Raw genomic sequence first — 16,008 nt, 5'->3', positions numbered from 1 at the left:
GTGCGACCTCACGACTCAGCGTCCGGCCGGCACCCGTCCGAACACGGACTCCATCGCCATGCCGATGGAGACCAGTCGACGGTCGCTGCCGGCAGGGCCATCGAGTTCCAGGCCGACGGGCAAGCGGCTCGTCGCGCCGAGTCCCATCGGAATCTGCAGGCCGGGGATCCCTGCATTGCTCCCCGGGTCCGTGTTCTGGATGAACAGCAGGAAGTTCTCGAGGCTGCTCGCCTGCGGATTCGCGGCGGGAGCGATGTGTGGCACGGTCGGAAAGACCAGCGCATCCAGCCGGTTCGCCGCGAACGTGTCGGCGTACAGCTTGGCAAGGGCAGGGCGGTGCGTCTGCAGGGCCGCGCGGTAAACCGGTTCCGCATCCACGACCGTGTTGTTGGGACCGGGCAGCTTGCGCGGGATCACCAGGCCTTCGTAGGTGGCCTTCACGTCGGGGCTCGCGATCTGTCCGGCGAGCTGCTGGATGGTGATCCCCGTGCGGGAGCCGGCGAGGTAGGCGGAGACGTCGTCGAAGGCCTCGTAGAGCGCCAGCGGAAAGCCGACGCTCGCGTTCAATCCGGCGAGGTTCGGCATCTGCACGTCCACGATGGCGACGCCTGAGGCGCGCAGCTTCGCCAGCGCGGCGTCGAAAGCTGCACGCGTGTCCGCATCCAGGTTCGCGAGGAAGGGCTGCGCCACCCCAAGCCGCACGGAACGCAAGTCCGCTGCGCGCACGCTTGTGCCGCCTGCGATCACACGGTCCATCAGTTCGACGTCCGCCATCGCCACGGCCATCGGGCCGGCGGTATCGCGCGTATGCGATATCGGCAGGATGCCCGCGGCGGGATAGCGGCCGACGGTGGGCCGAAGCGAGGCGCAACCGTTGAGGGCGCAGGGAATGCGTACCGAGCCGCCCGTGTCGGTGCCGAGTCCGGCCAGGGCGATGCGCGCTCCAACGGCCGCTGCGGTGCCGGAGGACGACCCGCCCGCCATGCGCGTGGGGTCGTAGGCATTGCGCACGCCGGGTTCGGGCCCCGTGTTGTAGGCCGGGTTGTAGCCGGAGATGCCGAAGGCCAGCTCGTGGAGGTTGGTTTTTCCGAGCACCACCGCACCCGCATCGCGCAGGCGCCGCAGCACCGGCGCGTCCTCGCCCGGCATGAAGCCGCGCAGCGCCGGGGTGCCGCCGGTGGACGGCAGGCCTGCGGCCTGGATGTTGTCCTTCACCACGATCGGCACGCCCTGCAGCGGCAGGCAGGGCGCGCCCGAAGCGCGCCTCGCGTCGGCTTGCCGGGCCGCCGCCAGGGCACCGGTCTCGTCCAGCGTCACGAACGCGTTCAGGTTGGTGCGGGTGCGGGCGCGTTCGAGCGAAGCGCGTACCAGCGCCTCGCTGCTGGTGCGGCCGCTGCAGACGGCGCCTGCGGCTTCGCTGGCCGTCAGCTGCTCGAGAACCGGCGGTACCGACGGCGCCGGCGCTTGCGGCACCACGCCGCAGCCGGACAACAGCAGCGCCGCAACGGCAGCTGGCAGGGCGAGGAGGGTGTGGGACATGGGGCCTCCCTGATGCGGTAGCGAGGCATCATGCGGGCGGCGGTGGGTCGGGTCAAGCGCGCTTCCGGCGCATCACATGTCCGGAAGCGGCGTGCGTCGCAGCCGCGGAGTCCGGCATCATCCAGCCATGACCAACAGGCTGCCCCACGCCTTCCGCCTCCTGGCCGGGGCCAACCTGGGCGCCCAGTCGGCGGAGCAATTGAGCCTGGCCGCCGTGCCGCTGGTGGCCGTCCTCATGCTCGGCGCGGGTGCCGGCGAGATCGGGCTGCTGGGCGCCATGCAGACACTTCCGTTCCTGCTGCTGTCCATTCCGATGGGCTTGCTCACGGACCGCCTGCCGCGGCGCTGGGTGATGCTGGCGTCCGAAGCGGTGCGCGCCCTGTCCCTGCTGCTGCTGCTCGCCATGGTGGCCTCGGGCAGCATCAGTCTCGTCGGCCTGGCCGTGCTCGGATTCTTGGGTGCGCTGGGAACGGTCGGCTTTACCGTGGCGGCGCCCGCACTCGTTCCGGCGCTGGTGCCGCGCGAGCTCCACGCGCGCGCAAACGGGCGGCTGGAGCTCGCCCGCAGCGCCGCCTACGCCGGTGGGCCGGCGCTTGCCGGTGCCCTGGTGGCCTGGACGGGTGCGTCATCGGCTTTCGTGCTGGCGACGATGCTGTCGCTCGCCGCCGTGGCGCTCCTCTGGCGCGTGTCGGAACCGCCGCGCGCGCCCGCGCCTGCACGGGATGCGCTGGTCGAGATCCGCGAAGGCGCGCAGTTCGTATGGCGCCACGCCCTGCTGTGCCCCATCCTGCTTACCGGGATCGCCTGGAACATCTCGTGGTTCGCGCTGCAGGCCGCCTACGTGCCGTATGCCGTGCGCATGCTCGGACTGTCGCCGCAAGGGGTCGGCGCCACCATGGGGTGCTACGGCGCGGGCATGGTGGTGGGCGCCCTGTTCGCGCCGCGCGTGGTGGGTGCCATGCCGTTCGGGCGCGCCATCCAGCTGGGGCCGGCCGTGTCCGTTTTCGCCATCAGTGCGATGGTGGCCACCTTGTTCGTACCCGGCGCCTTCCTCGCCGGCCTGTCCTTCTTCCTCTTCGGCGCCGGCCCCATCATCTGGACCATCACCACGACCACGCTGCGCCAGGCGATCACCCCCGGCGCCATGCTGGGGCGCGTGGGCTCCGTATTCCTCACGGTCAACGCCGGTGCGCGTCCGGTGGGCGCGGGCATCGGTGCCATCGTCGGTGGCCTCTGGGGAGAGCCGGCGTGCCTGTGGCTGGCGCTGGCGGGTTTCGTGCTGCAGGCGGGCATCATCATGGCGTCGACCATGAATGGTCTGCACCGACTGCCGGCGGCTGCCGCGGCGCCGCCGGCTTAGCCCCAGCGCAGCGGTTTCCACGGCTCCGGGCCGCCGCATAACGAGCGTGCCGGTGTGGGCTCTTGCGCCGCTCTCGCATGTTCATCGCCGGCGCATCACAATTTCGCCGGCCACGTCCCGGCCTCCCACTTGGAAAGCTCCCATGTTCAAGCCGCTGCTCGTTGCCTTGGGCGTCCTGGTCACCACCCTGTCGTTGGCGCAGAGCCCGCCGCCCGCCGCGCCCAGCGTGCGCCTGCGCGGCACGATCGAGAAGATCGACACCACGACACTGACGATCAAGGAGCGCGGCGGCGAGGTCATCACCCTGGTCCGTCCGGCGGACATGGGCGTGACCGAGGTCGTGCCGATCACCCTGGCGGACATCAAGACGGGCAGCTATGTCGGCGCCGCGGCCATGCCGCAGCCGGACGGCACGCAGCTCGCGCTGGAGGTGCTGGTGTTTCCGGAGTCGGCGCGCGGCAGCGGCGAGGGGCACTACCCGTGGGACCTCCAGCCGCAAAGCACGATGACGAACGCCACGGTGGCCGACGTCGCTGCCGCGCCCGCCACCGCTCCCGGCGGACAGAAGCTCACGCTGCGCTACAAGGACGGGGAAAAGACCGTCATCGTTCCCGCCGGCGTGCCGGTGGTGACGTTCAAGCCCGGCAAGGAGGACGAGCAGGCGCTGCTCGTGCCCGGCGCGCGCGTCCTGGTGACCGCGCAGGAAAAGGACGCCCGGCCGACGGCCTTGCGCGTGCTCGTCGGCCGCAACGGGTTCGCACCGCCGATGTAAGCGGCCCCGGCCCTAGCGGGGCCGGCCGGTCTCGGCGTCGAGCACCACGAGGCGCAGCTCGCCGGCCGCGGTGAGCATCCTGATGCGCCAGACCAGCTTGTTGTCCACGTGCACGCCATGCTCCACCGCCAGCACGCGACCCGGAGCCGCCCGCTGAGCCAGGGACACTGCTTCGTCGCGGCTGATCTCCGCCCACGCGGAGGGCAGCAGGAATCCCAGCGCGAGAACAAGGGCGGCGCTGGTGCGGACGATGCGTGGCATGAGGGACTCCTTTCCGAGGTCACCTTCAGGATAGCGAGCCCCTCATGAACGATGGATGAACGGCCTTCCCATCGGTTGGCCCGTCATTCGTCGCTGACCTGTGCTGGCGGCGGCGCGTTCCTCGCGAGCACCAGGCATGTCACCCCGAACAGCACGTAGCCCAGCGACACGGTGGGTGACACGGCCCAGCCCAGCTGGGCGCCGTGGATCAGGCCGATGAAGGCGAGCACCGCCCCCGCGAAGGCCCAGGCGGCGGCCGTCTTCAGGCTGTTGTCGATGATGAACACCGCCATCGCGCCCAGCACCATGCCCGCCAGCACCGAGCCGCCGCCCACGGTCTCGAGTCCCTTGTAGAGCACGCCGGTGCCGGCCAGCTTGTCGAGCCCGACCTGCGCAACGGAGGTGCCCGCGGCCGCCAGCGCGCCATCGACCTGCGTCTTGGCCCACTCGGCGATGTTGGGGATCAGGGCCAGCACCACGGCCGGTGCATGGCGGGCGGGCGAGGCCTGGAAGGCCTGCGCGCCGATGACCAGTCCGATGTACAGGAGGATGGGCAGGATCGCCACCAGCGGGATCAGCGCGAGCAGCAGCGCGGTCAGTCCGAGGAAGCAGACCAGCCCCATCGCGATGCCCGTGGCCAGCGAATAGCCGATGCGCCCGCCCACGGCCTTCCAGCCCGGGTGGCCGATGTAGACGGCGGGAGGGAAGGGGCTGCCCAGCATGGAGCCCACCACGGCCCCGACGCCGTCGGCCAGCAGGATTTTGCGCAGGCTGTAGTTGTCGCCGGCCGCCGAAGCGCTCTCGACGTTGTTCATCCCCTCGGTGAAGTTGTAGATGCCCAGCGGGATGGCCGTGACCAGCAGCGGCGCCACCTGCGCCAGCCCCAGCCAGACGTCGTTCGAAAACACCGGCACGCGCAGCCCGAACTGCTGCAGCGACTGGCCCACGGCGGCCGGCTGCACGTAGTTGCTCCAGCCGGCCAGGGAGACGGCCCAGCCGATCGCGGCGCCCACGAGCACCGCGATCAGTCCGCCCGGCAGGCCGCCAGGCATGCGGATGTTGGCGGTCCACGAGACCAGCACGATCGCGAAGCACACGAGGCCGATCCAGGGCGTCTCCCACATCTGGAAGGCCGGGCGCATCGAGATGAAGGCGACCGAAATGCCGGCCAGCGTGCCGAGCATCGCCGCGCGCGGTGTCAGCGCGCGGATGAAGGGCCCGACGAAGGCGCCCAGCAGCACGATTACGCCGATGATGAAGCACCAGGCCAGGCCGGCCTGCCATGCGACGATGGGATTCTTCGTCGCCAGGTAGGTCGGCAGCATGATCAGGAAGACCACGATGAACATGTGCGGAACGCTGGGGCCGTATGGCATCGCCGTGACGTCGCTGCGTCCCTCGGCCTTCCCGAGCTGCCAGGCCAGGTAGGCATAGAAGAGATTGCCCAGCGGCAACGCGATGCCCAGCGCCGGCAGGATGCGTCCGAACACGGTGTCCGCCGGCAGCTGCACCACGCCGAGGCACAGCCCGGTGAGCACGATCACGTTGAGCAGGACATTGGTGAACAGGCCGAAGAAGCCGTTCCAGTCGCCGGCTACCCAGATGGGTGTGCTTCCGGTGGCCGCGGAGCCCGAGGAGGCCCTTGGCGGAAGGATGGGTGTGTCGTCGTGCTGGAGTTCCATGGCTTTTCTCCTGTCAATCCTCGATCCAGGTGCCGGCCCGCCCTTGCACGGCGCGCTCGATGCTTTCCGGGTTGGTGATCACGCCGCGGCTGCCGGGCCTGGCCTTCACGAACTTCAGCAGGGCCTCGATCTTCGGACCCATGCTGCCCGCCGCGAAGTGGCCCTCGGCGGCAAAGGCTTCCGCTTGCGCCACCGTGATCCGGTCCAGCCACTGCTGGTCGGGCTGGCCGAAGCGGATGGCCACGCGCTCGACGCCCGTGGAGATCATCAGCATCTCGGCCTTCATCTGCACCGCGAGCAGCGCCGAGGCGCGGTCCTTGTCGACCACGGCATCGACGCCGTGCAGTTCGCCGTTCGCAAGTTCCTCCACCGCGATGCCGCCGCCGCCGCAAGCGATCACGAGGACGCCTTCGCGGGCGAGCCGTTCGATGATGGCGGCTTCGACCACCTGGACCGGCTGCGGCGACGCGATCACGCGCCGCCAGCCGCGGTTCGAATCCGGCATCACGGTCCAGCCCAGCGTCGCGGCCAGGCGCTGGGCCTCCGCCTCCGTCATGAAGGAGCCGATCGGCTTGTCGGGCCGGGCGAAGGCCGGGTCGGCGCGGTCCACCAGCGTCTGCGTCACCAGGGTGACCACCGGCATGTCGATGCCGCGCCGGCGCAGCTCGTTGCCGAACGCGTTCTGGAACATGAAGCCGATCGCGCCCTGCGTGTCGCCGACGGCGTACTGCACGGCGACGGTCGGCACCTGCCCCTGCGCGATCTCGGAACGGCGCAGGATGAAGCCGACCTGCGGCCCGTTGCCGTGCGTCAGCACGAGGTTCCAGCCCGCTGCAACCAGGCTGCCCACGTGCGCCGCGGTGGTGCAGACGGCGTCGTACTGGTCGGCGAGCGCCGTGTGGTCGCCGTCGCGGACCAGCGCGTTGCCGCCCACCGCGACCACTGCCAGGGGTTTGCGGTTCATGCGGCCCTCGCTTTCTGCTCGATGTAGCGACGCCAGCCGCCGAAGCTGCTGATGTCGCGGCAGCCCTCGACCAGGGCGCTCTCGCCCAGCACCCCGAGCACCGTCGATCCGTCGGCCAGCTTCACCTTGCCGATGGCCAGGCCCGGGGGCTCGGCGAGCAGGATGCCGGCCAGCCCCGCGCGCGGCACCGACCACAACTCCAGTGCCACGGCGACGCCGGAGCCGTCGGTCACGCGGACCATCGCCGGGTGCTCGTCCTTGACCGTGTACAGACGGTAGGTGGGCTCGGTGCTCGCCTCCCGCACGAAGCTCGCACCTGCAGCCACCATGTTCGGGTTCAGCTTCAGCCCGCGCATCAGCGTGCCGTTGACCGCGAGCAGCGTCGGGCCGTCGTCGTTGGCGATGGGGCTCATTGCAGACCTCCGGCGAGCGCGGCGATCGCGTCGTTGAAGCATTCCATCGGGGCGGTCGTGATGCCCGCGCCGATCTGGCCGACGCCGGCCTGCCGGTGGGCGATGCCGGTGTTGATGATCGGCAGCACGCCGGAGTCGACCACCAGCCGCGCGTCGATGCCCGCCGGCGTGCCGCCGAAGTTCAGCGCCGGCAACGTGAACGCCGGGTTGCTGCCGAGGGTGATCGCCAGCATGCGCAGGCTGTTCGCCGTGGCGTCCGCCGGGGTGCCGCCGACGAACTGCACGATTGCCGGCGATGCCGCCATCGCGAAGCCGCCGAGCCCCGCGGTCTCGGTGATCGCCGAATCGCCGAGGTCGGCGGCCGCGTCGGCCACCGAGTAGCCGGGGAAGTAGAGGCCGTCGACCGGGTTGGCCGGCGCCTGGAACCACCGGTCGAAGGTGCCGCTGACGCGGATGCCGAAGTTCACGCCGTTGCGCGCCATCACCGTGACCATGCTGCTGTGCGGCACGCCATGCGCCGCGTCGAGCATCGCCTTGCAGGCGGCCATCGAGATGTTCAGGAAGAAGTGGTCGTTGCCGGCGACGAAGGCGAGGGCGCGCTGCACCGCACCGCGCGCGACGTCCGAGGCGAGCAGGGCGATCGCCAGCCGCTTGAACAGCAGGCTCGACGCCGCGGCGTTGCGGTTGTGGACCTCGTCGCCCATGTGCAGGGCCTGCGCGATCAGCGGCTTGAGGTCGGCGTCGCCGAGGGCGCGCACCGCGACCCGCATGGTCTGGAAGAACTCGCCGCCGAGCCAGCGCAGGCGCTCGATCACGTCCGGCCCGTTCGCGCCGAAGCGCAGCACCTTGCCCAGGCCCTCGTTCAGGTTGGAGTAGCTGCGGTTGCCGCGATCGGTGTTCTCCACGACCCACAGCGGCATCGAGGGGCTGATGATCCCGGCCATGGGCCCGACGGCGCCGTGCGCGTGGCATGGTTCGAGCGCGACCTCGCCGCTGGCGGCGAGCCGCTCGGCGCCCTCCAGCGATGCGGCCCAGCCCTCGTAGAGGATCGCGCCGGCGATCGCGCCCTTCTGGGGGCCGCACATGTCCGCCCAGGCGATCGGCGGGCCGGCGTGCAGGATGCGCCGCTCGCCCCTGGCGAGCGCCGGCAGCGTGTCGCAGGCAAGCGCCAGGTCCACCAGCCGCGGCTGCGCGGCGAGGTAGCGCTCGTAGGCGACCCGGTTGGCCTCCTCGATGCGGGGCTCGCCGACCAGGTTCGCGAGCTGCCAGCCGCGCTGGGCGTCGGCGCCGGCAGGCGGGGCCCACGCGAGCTGCGTGACCTTGCCACCCGCGGCGGCGATGTTGTCGGCAAAGCCCTGCAGGCCGACGTTGGCCACCCGCAGGTCCTCGGCGAAGAGCTTCTTCATCGCGCGGCCTCCCGGCGTTCGGTCAGCAGGATGGCGGACCAGGTGGCCGCTTCGGCGTTGGACGAGGCGACGAGCACGCCGGCGGACTTGAGGGCGGCGACGATGCCCGCGCGGTCCTGCGGGTCGTCGTCGGTGCCGCAGACGTGCGCGATGAAAGCCACGCTGCGTCCTTCGGCGCGGGCCCTGGCCTTGGCGTTGCCGATGGCGGCCAGGAGCCCGGCGGCCGGGTCGGCGGCCGAGCCGTAGCCCAGCACCACGTCGAACAGCACCACCGCGGTCGTCGGGTCGGCCACCTCCTGGCGCACCCGCGCGTCGCGCAGCGACGGGTCGATCATCGGGTGCGGGCGTCCCTGCGTGAACGCGTCGTCGCCCATGTCGATGATGGTGTGGCCCTCGCTGTGACCCGGGGACGCGAGCCTGGCGTAGCCGGCGGTCGGCGTGTTCGAGCAGCCGGTGAGGCCCGCGGCCGCGTGGACCAGCTGGGCCTCGAAGCAGAACGTGCCGCCGGAGTAGACGCCCCGCACGAAGCGCTGGCCGGACGCCATCGCCCGCGCCAGCTCGCGCAGGCGGTGGCGCGTTTCGGCCGGCACGGCGAGTTCCCCGGGTGCCGGCGCGCGGCCTTCGGCCAGTGCCACGGCGAAGCCGGCGGCCTGCGCGAGGTTTGCGGCGCCCCACACGCCCGGGCGGGTGATCGTCGCCGGATCGGCTCCGAGGAAGATGGCGACCACGGGCTTCGCGCTGGCCTGCGCCGCGGCGAGCACGGTCTTGGCCACCGCGGGCGCCGGCGGCTTGGAAACCAGCACGATGACCTTGGTCGCCGGATCCTCGGCCAGCGCCTCCAGCCCGTGCAGCATCGAGATCCCGCCGATGGCGGCGGACAGGTCGTGGCCGCCGGTGCCCAGCGCCTGCGACACGCCGCCGCCCAGGCGGTGGATGCGCACCGTGACCTCCTGCGTGCCGGTGCCCGACGCGCCGACGACGCCGATCGCTCCGCGCCGCACGACGTTGGCGAAACCCAGCGGCACGCCGTTGACGATGGCGGTGCCGCAGTCCGGGCCCATCACCATCAGGTCGTGGTCGCGCGCGTAAAGCTTGAGCGCCAGCTCGGCCTCCACCGGCACGTTGTCGCTGAAGACCATCACGTCCATGCCGAGGCGCAGCGCCTTCATGGCTTCGGCCGCCGCATAGTCCCCGGGCACCGAGACGAGCGCGAAGTTGAGGCGCGGGTCCTTGCTGACCGCCATCTGCAGGCTGGTGACGGGCTGCGGCGCCGGTGCACCGTCTTGCGCCGTGCCGCCGCCGGCCTTGGCCCGCAGCAACGCGTCGGCCTGGGCCAGCGCCTGGGCGCAGGCGGCATCGCTGCCGCGCACGGCGACGAGCAGGTCGTTGGGCCTGACCGCGAAGCTGCCGAGGCCGGCCTCGGCGAGGTTGGCGACGTTGGTGGCAGAGGCCATCACCACGGACGCCGCCTCGACCCCTTCCACGGCGAGGATGCGGGCCGAGACCGTCATCAGCGACACCGAATCCTTGTAGAGGTTGGGGTAGGTGCGCGACTGCAGGCTCATGCGCGGACCCTTTCACGCGCGATCAGGAGATGGCGGCAGCCGGCGACCAGGCCGAGGGCGGCGTCCGCTCCGGACGTCGCGCCGGCGGCCAGCACGCGGTGGGTCGCGCCGGCGAGCTGCGCTCCCGACAGCAGGGCCGCGACGAGTTCGTGCAGGGCGCGCCCCGGCAGGCCGAGCGCCGCCTCCTCGATCAGGTGCCGGCTCAGGCTCGTCGTCGTGGGCAGGGCAGGGGCGAGGGCCCGCGCCAGTCGCTCGCGCAAGGCGGTGCAGCGGATGCCAAGCGCCGTCAGCAAGCCCACGAGCACATCGTCGCCGCTGGGCGTGAGGCCGGGCCCGCGGCCGATGGCCCGTCGCGCGGCCTGGTCCAGCGCATCGTCGTCGGCCAGCGCGTGGCACAACTCCCGTGCCATGCCCGCCGATCCGGCCCAGGCCCGCGGCAGTGCGGCGGCTTCGAGCTGTCGCACCCGGGCCTGGAGACCCGGCGCCGGGGCCGGCCACGCGCCGGGGACCCAGCGCGTCGCGGCACGGCAGTCGACCACCGCGTCGCCGGCGATCAGGTGGCCGGCGCGGACTTCCACCGGATCGCCCGTGCGCACGGCCGGCAGCCCCGGGCTGTCCGCCGCGAGCCGGATGCCCGATGGCTGGTCGGGGCGGTCCTCGGCCAGCAGCGTCCACCAAGCCTCGCCGAGGCGCAGGTTCACCGCGCCGGCGAACACGCCCTGCACGACGCCGCGGCGCGGTGTCCAGACATCGATCCTGCAGCCAAGACAGCAGGCGCGGCGCACGGTCCGGGCCTCAGCGGTTGGTGGCGGCGAGGAAGCGTTCGGCGTCCGAGACCCAGCCGAAGATGGCTCCCTGCGCCTTGATCATGTCCAGCCCCACCCGCTGGAACTCCGGGAAGTACGAGGCGACGCAGTCCGACAGCACGACGCACTCGTAGCCGCGGTCGTTGGCCTCGCGCACCGTCGTGTGCACGCAGACCTCCAGGGTCACGCCGCAGACGATCAGCGTCCGGATGCCGCGGGCGATCAGGATCTGGTGCAGGTCGGTCGCGTGGAACGAGCCCTTGCCGGGCTTGTCGATCACCGGCTCGCCGGCCACCGGGTAGAGCTGGTGGATGATGTCGTGCCCGATCTCGCCGCGCACCAGGATGCGGCCCATCGGCCCCGGCTCGCCGATGAAGGTCTTGCCGCCGCGCGTCAGCTTGGCGGGGGGACAGTCGGACAGGTCGGGCCGGTGGCCCTCGCGCGTGTGGACCACGAACATGCCCATGCGCCGGGCCTGTTCGAGCACGCGGCGCGTGGGTTCGACCGCCGCGAGCAGCAGCGAGGTGTCGTTGCCCAGCTTCTCGCCGAAGCCCCCGGGCAGGACGAAGTCGCGCTGCATGTCGATGATCACGAGGGCCGTGCTGGCCGTGTCGAACGCCAGCTCGAAAGGTTCCGCCTGGATCCTGGTCTTCATCGGACGCTCCTCGGCCCGGGGCAGAGCGGATGAAACGACCGGGCCGGCGCATCCAACCACGCGGGCCCGCTGCATGTTGCGGGCCAGGGAACATGCACCCCCGATGCTCAGGAGGATGGCCCAGCCGCGCCAATGGGACCTTGGGCCAATAGGATCGACGCACCCTCAACCGGCATCTCGCGGCCGAGGGGTGGACTAAGCCGCCTTCCTCAGAGGCCCGGTTTCGCCTCGCTGGCTTTGGGGCACTGCGCCGCATTGCGCGACCTGGCGGTGTCGAGGTCGCCATCGCGGTAGTGGCATTCGTAATCCGTCCCGCCCGGCACGTGGCCGACGAGACGTTGGACGTGCCCGCCCACGAAATAGTAGGTGGCCAGCACCTGCATCGATGCAGGACGGGCCGTGTCGCCGTACCACACACGCTGGCAGCCGGAGCCGCCGGCCGGCGCGCCGGCAGGGAAGGTGGCGATGTTCAGCCCCTGGCGCACGCCGAAGACGGCGCCGGCAGGCACGGTCGCAACTTCACAGCTGGCGGATGCAGATGCAGAGGAGGGTGCAGGAGCGGGCGCGAGCACGCCGGCGCACCCGGCGAGCAGAGCGAGGAGGGTGGCCGGGAGCGCGACGGATACGTTGGGCATGGGTGGCATGGAGGTTGCAGTTCAGGCGGCGGGTGGCCGATGGAATGCAGGCTAGCACTTCCGCGTCCCGCTGGGTGTTCGGCACGCCCATGCACGAGTTCGACCCCGACGGGCTCAACCGCCTCCTGGGCTCACAGGAGCGCGCCCAGCACCCGCGCTCCCCACTCCTTGATGCGTGAACGTGATGGGTACCACCGCCAGCCTGCGAGGGAGATTTCGTCGGACGCGGCGATGTCCCGCGCATACGCCGCTTCCATGCGCGCCGCGAACTCGCGACCGATGACGACCGCATTGACTTCGTCGTTGTCGAGCGCGCTTCGCCAGTCCAGGTTGCTGGAGCCGATGCAGGACCAGACGCTGTCCACGACCGCCGCTTTCGCGTGCAAGGGTGGGCCGCGGCGCTCGTAGATCTTCACGCCGGCTTCCAGCAGTGTCTCGTAATGGGAGCGACCGGCATGGAACGCCGCCGGCGAGTCGGACTGGCTCGGCAGGATGAGCCTCACATCCACGCCACGCGCGGCCGCACCGACCAGCGCACTCACGAGCTGCGGGTCTGGAACGAAGTACGCGTTGGTGATGTACACGCGCCGCTCGGCGTCCGCGATGGCGGAAATCAGGGTGAGGTACATCAGGCTGTAGTCGTCGTCCGGCGTGCTGCCGATGGCACGCACGAGGTCCGCCCCCCGCGACGCGCTGCGCTGCGGCGCACGCACGCCCGATGTCGCCGCGCCAGTCTGCTTGGCCCAGGTTGTTTCGAAGAGAGCCTCGAAATCCGCCACGACCGGGCCTTCGACGCGAACGTCGGTGTCGCGCCAGCCCATGGCCGGCGACGCTGCCGCGGATCGCCCGTGCAGCGACGAGCCGCTCGAATAGACGTTGCTGATGTTGATCCCGCCGAGGAAGGCGACGTCACCGTCGATCAACATCAGCTTGCGGTGGTCGCGGTGGTTCGGCGCCCACGCCTTGTCTCCGGCCAGCGGGTTGACGGGATTGAATTCGACGACCTGCACACCCGCTGCCTTCAGCCTGTCGAAGAACGGCTTCCCGGTGCTGAAGGCACCGACGCTGTCGTAGATGATGCGAACTCGCACGCCGGCGGCCTGACGCTGCACGAGAAGGTCGGCAAACTGCTGGCCGATGTCTCCGTCTTCGAAGATGTAGGACTCGACATGGATGTGGTCCGTCGCCGACCGGATCGCCGAGAACATCGCGGCGAACGTCGCCGGGCCGTCCTCCAGCAGTGTCACCTTGTTGCCCAGCACCAGCGGCGAGCCGCCGATCTGCTGCTCCAGGATCGTTTGCCGATCCAGGATGTCCAGGTTGCCGCTGGCGCCCTGGAGGTGGGCGACGAGCGCCGCACTCTTCTTCTGCGACAGCGGCCCCCACGCCGTCTGGAAGTTCGCGGCCTGTTTTTCATAGCGCTCGGACAGGAAACGCGTGTCGGGGAGCGTGCCGCAGGCACTGACGCCAAGCGCGACGCAAGTGACGGCGGCCAGGCCGAGGCCGCGCGCCAGGATGTCGCGTAGCCGTGATTGCCGTGCCTTTGTGGATCTCATGTTCAGCGCAAAAGCGCCGACCATGCCTCATCAATCGCTTCCGGTCCGCCCGACACCGTACAGACGCAGCTCGGCGCTTTGGACTACAACTCAGCGGTGACGCGGGACTACAGACGAGCTACGGCAACAACATGTAATCTGGCTTCATTGCACCTCGGTCCGGCCAGTTCAGGCATCCCAGGTTTCTCTACCTGATAACGATGCCGAAGGCCCGAATGCGTTCACCGCTCCTGTCTCCAACAAGTCTCTCCTCTCCCCATCCCCTGGACCATGGAGCCTTCTGGCTTCGTTCAGCCTCCTGGGTGATCGCATCCATCGCGGGCGCCATGGTGGCCCTGGCAAATGTGCCGGTTGGCTCATGGTCATCCGAACTGCCCCCTTCCGCTGCGGAGACGTCCCCGCAATCTCCGGGCGACTTGCAAAGTGCACGCAAGACGGAAGCGCTCGCTGCGCGCGTCAAGTCCGGCTGCCAGTCCTGCGGTGTCGTCGAAAACATCCGCAGGGTGGCCGTGGCGGGTTCCACACCCGCGGTCTATGAATTCACCATCCGCCTGCGGGATGGATCGACGCGGGTCAGCAACGACGCGAGCGCCCCCATGTGGCGCGTTGGTGATTCGATCATGCTCATCGGCGGCGACAAGCCAGGTTCCGGAGCCCGCGTTTCCCTCTGAAAGATTTCAAGCCGTGCTGCTGCGGCTGATCAGCGGCCGCCGCGTGCTCTGACGAATGCCGGCGCCCAACTGCCTCGATCCCGTGTTCCCGAATGAGAAGAGACTCCCATGAAAACCATTGCCAAGACCCTGTTTGCTGTTTCCGCCCTGGCCTTCGCCGCCCAGGCGCTGGCGGAAATCACCTTCCACGAAAACGAATCCTTCCAGGGCCGCTCGTTCACCTCGCAAAAGCCCCTGGGCAACTTCGAGCGCGCCGGCTTCAACAACCGGGCTTCGTCGGTGGTGGTGGTGGACCAGCGCTGGCAGGTCTGCGGCAAAGCGCGCTTCGAGGGCGACTGCAAGGTGCTGCGCCCGGGCCAATATCCGTCGCTGGCGGCCACGGGGATGAACAACCGCATCTCCTCGGCGCGCCCGCTGCGGAGCAACGAGCACGTCGCCGAGGCCGCCTACGCGCCGCTGCCCGTGGTGGCGCAGGACTACCGCCGCCGCAGGGATGAGCGCCTTTATGACGCCCAGGTCACTTCCGTGCGTGGCGTGGCCGGAACGCCCGCCCAGCGCTGCTGGATCGAGCGCGAGCAGATTGCCCAGCAACCGCAAGTGCAGCAACAGCAGGCTGGCCTGAACCTGCCCGGCGCGGCCGTCGGGGCCGTCATCGGCGGCATCCTCGGCCACCAGGTGGGCGGCGGCAACGGGCAGAAGATCGCTACCGTGGGCGGCGCAGTGGGCGGTGCTGCCCTGGGCGCCCAGTACGGTCGCAACGACCAGCAGGTTCAAGTCGCCCCCATCACCCAGGACGTCCGCCGCTGCGACAGCAACGCCGTCCAGGCCACCCCTGCCTATTACGACGTGACCTACAAGCACGGGGGCGCGGAGCACCACGTGCAGATGGCAACGCCTCCTGGCAACACCATCACTGTCAATCGCCGCGGCGAGCCGCGCGCCTGAGTCCCCTTTCCCATAACCAGAAGACATCCATGAACATCAACAAAGCCTTCGCCGCCATTCTTGCCACTTCCGTCATCGCCATGTCCGGCTGTGCCGTCTCGCGCGGCCAGGAAACGGTGGGCAGCTACATCGACGACACCGCGATCACCACCTCCGTGAAAGCGCGCTTCGCCGAGAACAAGAGTGTCGATGCCAGCAGCATCCGCGTGGAAACTCTCAACGGCACCGTCATGCTGTCGGGCTTCGCCAAGAACGGCACCGAAAAAGGCACGGCCGAATCCATCGCCCGCGGTGTCGGTGGCGTCAAGTCGGTGCGCAACGAGATCGCCGTGCGCCCTTGAGCCTCGAGCGCGGCGCAGGGCGTCGCAATTGCAAAAAGGGAGCTACGGCTCCCTTTTTTTCGGGTCCCTCCTGCTCACCACGTCTCCCAAGAGGGGAGCCCTTCCTACAAGGCCCGGTCGCCGGACGTGGAACAGTGGGAGCCTGATGCCCCCTACGACTACGCCTGCGCTCGCTGCGGCACGTTTGCCGAGCTGCGGCGCATCGCCGACCGCGATCGCGCGACGGACTGCCCGAAGTGCGGTGACAGCGCCACGCGCGTCGTCGCGGCCAGCCCGCATGTCGGCGGCATGAGCTCGCTGCACGAGCGGGAGACCGGCGATGGGCGCTATGCCCGGATGCGGCACGCGGCGGGGTGTGGCTGCTGCGTGTGATCGGGCGCCGGGGTGAGAGGCACGTCGTCCGCCCCTCACCAGCCTCTCCGCCTCCAGGTCGAAGT

Annotated in this window: 17 protein-coding genes; 6 read left to right on the top strand and 11 right to left on the bottom strand. The window is 70.3% G+C overall.

The genetic code is table 11. The annotated features are described in order from the left end of the window. Window positions 1–15: 15 nt before the first annotated feature. A complete protein-coding gene (gene iaaH, locus AC3EGR_RS19805) occupies window positions 16–1,539 on the bottom strand; it encodes an indoleacetamide hydrolase (RefSeq protein WP_488548237.1) in 1,524 nt (507 codons plus the stop codon). Window positions 1,540–1,666: 127 nt separating this feature from the next. Between iaaH and AC3EGR_RS19800 the strand changes: the two genes are divergently transcribed. Together AC3EGR_RS19800 and AC3EGR_RS19795 are read left to right on the top strand one after the other, a co-directional pair. Next, entirely contained in the window at window positions 1,667–2,899 is a 1,233-nt protein-coding gene (locus tag AC3EGR_RS19800; protein ID WP_488548236.1) for an MFS transporter, read from the top strand. Between the two features lie 142 nt (window positions 2,900–3,041). Further along, window positions 3,042–3,671, top strand: a complete 630-nt coding sequence (locus tag AC3EGR_RS19795; protein ID WP_488548235.1) for a hypothetical protein — start codon at window positions 3,042–3,044, stop codon at window positions 3,669–3,671. Between the two features lie 12 nt (window positions 3,672–3,683). Here the strand turns inward: AC3EGR_RS19795 and AC3EGR_RS19790 are convergent, their stop codons facing one another. The 10 genes from AC3EGR_RS19790 to AC3EGR_RS19745 all read right to left on the bottom strand — a co-directional run bounded on the left by AC3EGR_RS19790 (window position 3,684) and on the right by AC3EGR_RS19745 (window position 13,638). Then, window positions 3,684–3,932, bottom strand: coding sequence for a PepSY domain-containing protein (locus tag AC3EGR_RS19790; RefSeq protein ID WP_488548234.1), 249 nt, complete (start codon window positions 3,930–3,932; stop codon window positions 3,684–3,686). 83 nt (window positions 3,933–4,015) lie between these two features. Then, a complete protein-coding gene (locus AC3EGR_RS19785) occupies window positions 4,016–5,614 on the bottom strand; it encodes a hypothetical protein (RefSeq protein WP_488548233.1) in 1,599 nt (532 codons plus the stop codon). Between the two features lie 13 nt (window positions 5,615–5,627). After that, window positions 5,628–6,578: a carbamate kinase gene (locus tag AC3EGR_RS19780; RefSeq protein ID WP_488548232.1), complete on the bottom strand. Its 951-nt coding sequence runs from the start codon at window positions 6,576–6,578 to the stop codon at window positions 5,628–5,630. Beyond that, window positions 6,575–6,991 carry an allophanate hydrolase-related protein gene (locus AC3EGR_RS19775; RefSeq protein WP_488548231.1) on the bottom strand — a complete coding sequence of 139 codons (417 nt, stop codon included), beginning with the start codon at window positions 6,989–6,991 and terminating at the stop codon, window positions 6,575–6,577. Before AC3EGR_RS19775 ends, AC3EGR_RS19780 begins: the two co-directional genes overlap by 4 nt. Further along, window positions 6,988–8,397: a YlbE family protein gene (locus AC3EGR_RS19770; protein WP_488548230.1), complete on the bottom strand. Its 1,410-nt coding sequence runs from the start codon at window positions 8,395–8,397 to the stop codon at window positions 6,988–6,990. Before AC3EGR_RS19770 ends, AC3EGR_RS19775 begins: the two co-directional genes overlap by 4 nt. After that, window positions 8,394–9,962, bottom strand: coding sequence for an acyl-CoA synthetase FdrA (gene fdrA / locus AC3EGR_RS19765; RefSeq protein WP_488548229.1), 1,569 nt, complete (start codon window positions 9,960–9,962; stop codon window positions 8,394–8,396). Before fdrA ends, AC3EGR_RS19770 begins: the two co-directional genes overlap by 4 nt. After that, on the bottom strand, window positions 9,959–10,687 hold the full coding sequence (locus tag AC3EGR_RS19760) for an oxamate carbamoyltransferase subunit AllH family protein (protein WP_488548228.1): 729 nt from the start codon (window positions 10,685–10,687) through the stop codon (window positions 9,959–9,961). The genes fdrA and AC3EGR_RS19760 overlap by 4 nt, the downstream gene beginning before the upstream one ends. A 70-nt stretch (window positions 10,688–10,757) precedes the next feature. Next, complete coding sequence (locus AC3EGR_RS19755; RefSeq protein WP_488548227.1) at window positions 10,758–11,423, bottom strand: cysteine hydrolase family protein; 666 nt, start codon at window positions 11,421–11,423, stop codon at window positions 10,758–10,760. A 209-nt stretch (window positions 11,424–11,632) separates the two neighbouring features. Beyond that, on the bottom strand, window positions 11,633–12,058 hold the full coding sequence (locus AC3EGR_RS19750; protein WP_488548226.1) for a hypothetical protein: 426 nt from the start codon (window positions 12,056–12,058) through the stop codon (window positions 11,633–11,635). A 131-nt stretch (window positions 12,059–12,189) separates the two neighbouring features. Continuing rightward, entirely contained in the window at window positions 12,190–13,638 is a 1,449-nt protein-coding gene (locus tag AC3EGR_RS19745) for a phospholipase D-like domain-containing protein (protein WP_488548225.1), read from the bottom strand. 278 nt (window positions 13,639–13,916) lie between these two features. On the opposite strand from AC3EGR_RS19745, the gene AC3EGR_RS19740 reads away from it, so the two are divergent. From AC3EGR_RS19740 to AC3EGR_RS19725, 4 genes are all read left to right on the top strand, one after another. After that, the gene (locus AC3EGR_RS19740) at window positions 13,917–14,285 is read left to right on the top strand and encodes a hypothetical protein (protein WP_488548224.1); all 369 of its coding nucleotides are present in this window, start codon (window positions 13,917–13,919) and stop codon (window positions 14,283–14,285) included. 108 nt (window positions 14,286–14,393) lie between these two features. Further along, window positions 14,394–15,230 (top strand): beta/gamma crystallin-related protein, encoded by an 837-nt coding sequence (locus tag AC3EGR_RS19735; protein ID WP_488548223.1) that lies wholly within the window; start codon window positions 14,394–14,396, stop codon window positions 15,228–15,230. A 29-nt stretch (window positions 15,231–15,259) separates the two neighbouring features. Beyond that, entirely contained in the window at window positions 15,260–15,571 is a 312-nt protein-coding gene (locus tag AC3EGR_RS19730) for a BON domain-containing protein (RefSeq protein WP_488548222.1), read from the top strand. Window positions 15,572–15,697: 126 nt separating this feature from the next. Then, the gene (locus tag AC3EGR_RS19725; protein ID WP_488548221.1) at window positions 15,698–15,943 is read left to right on the top strand and encodes an FmdB family zinc ribbon protein; all 246 of its coding nucleotides are present in this window, start codon (window positions 15,698–15,700) and stop codon (window positions 15,941–15,943) included. Window positions 15,944–16,008 lie beyond the last annotated feature (65 nt).

The sequence above is a fragment of the Ramlibacter sp. G4-7 genome (assembly GCF_057784995.1).
The sequence above is the reverse complement of the archived record's forward strand: the minus strand, read 5'-3'. Positions and strand labels throughout refer to the sequence as shown.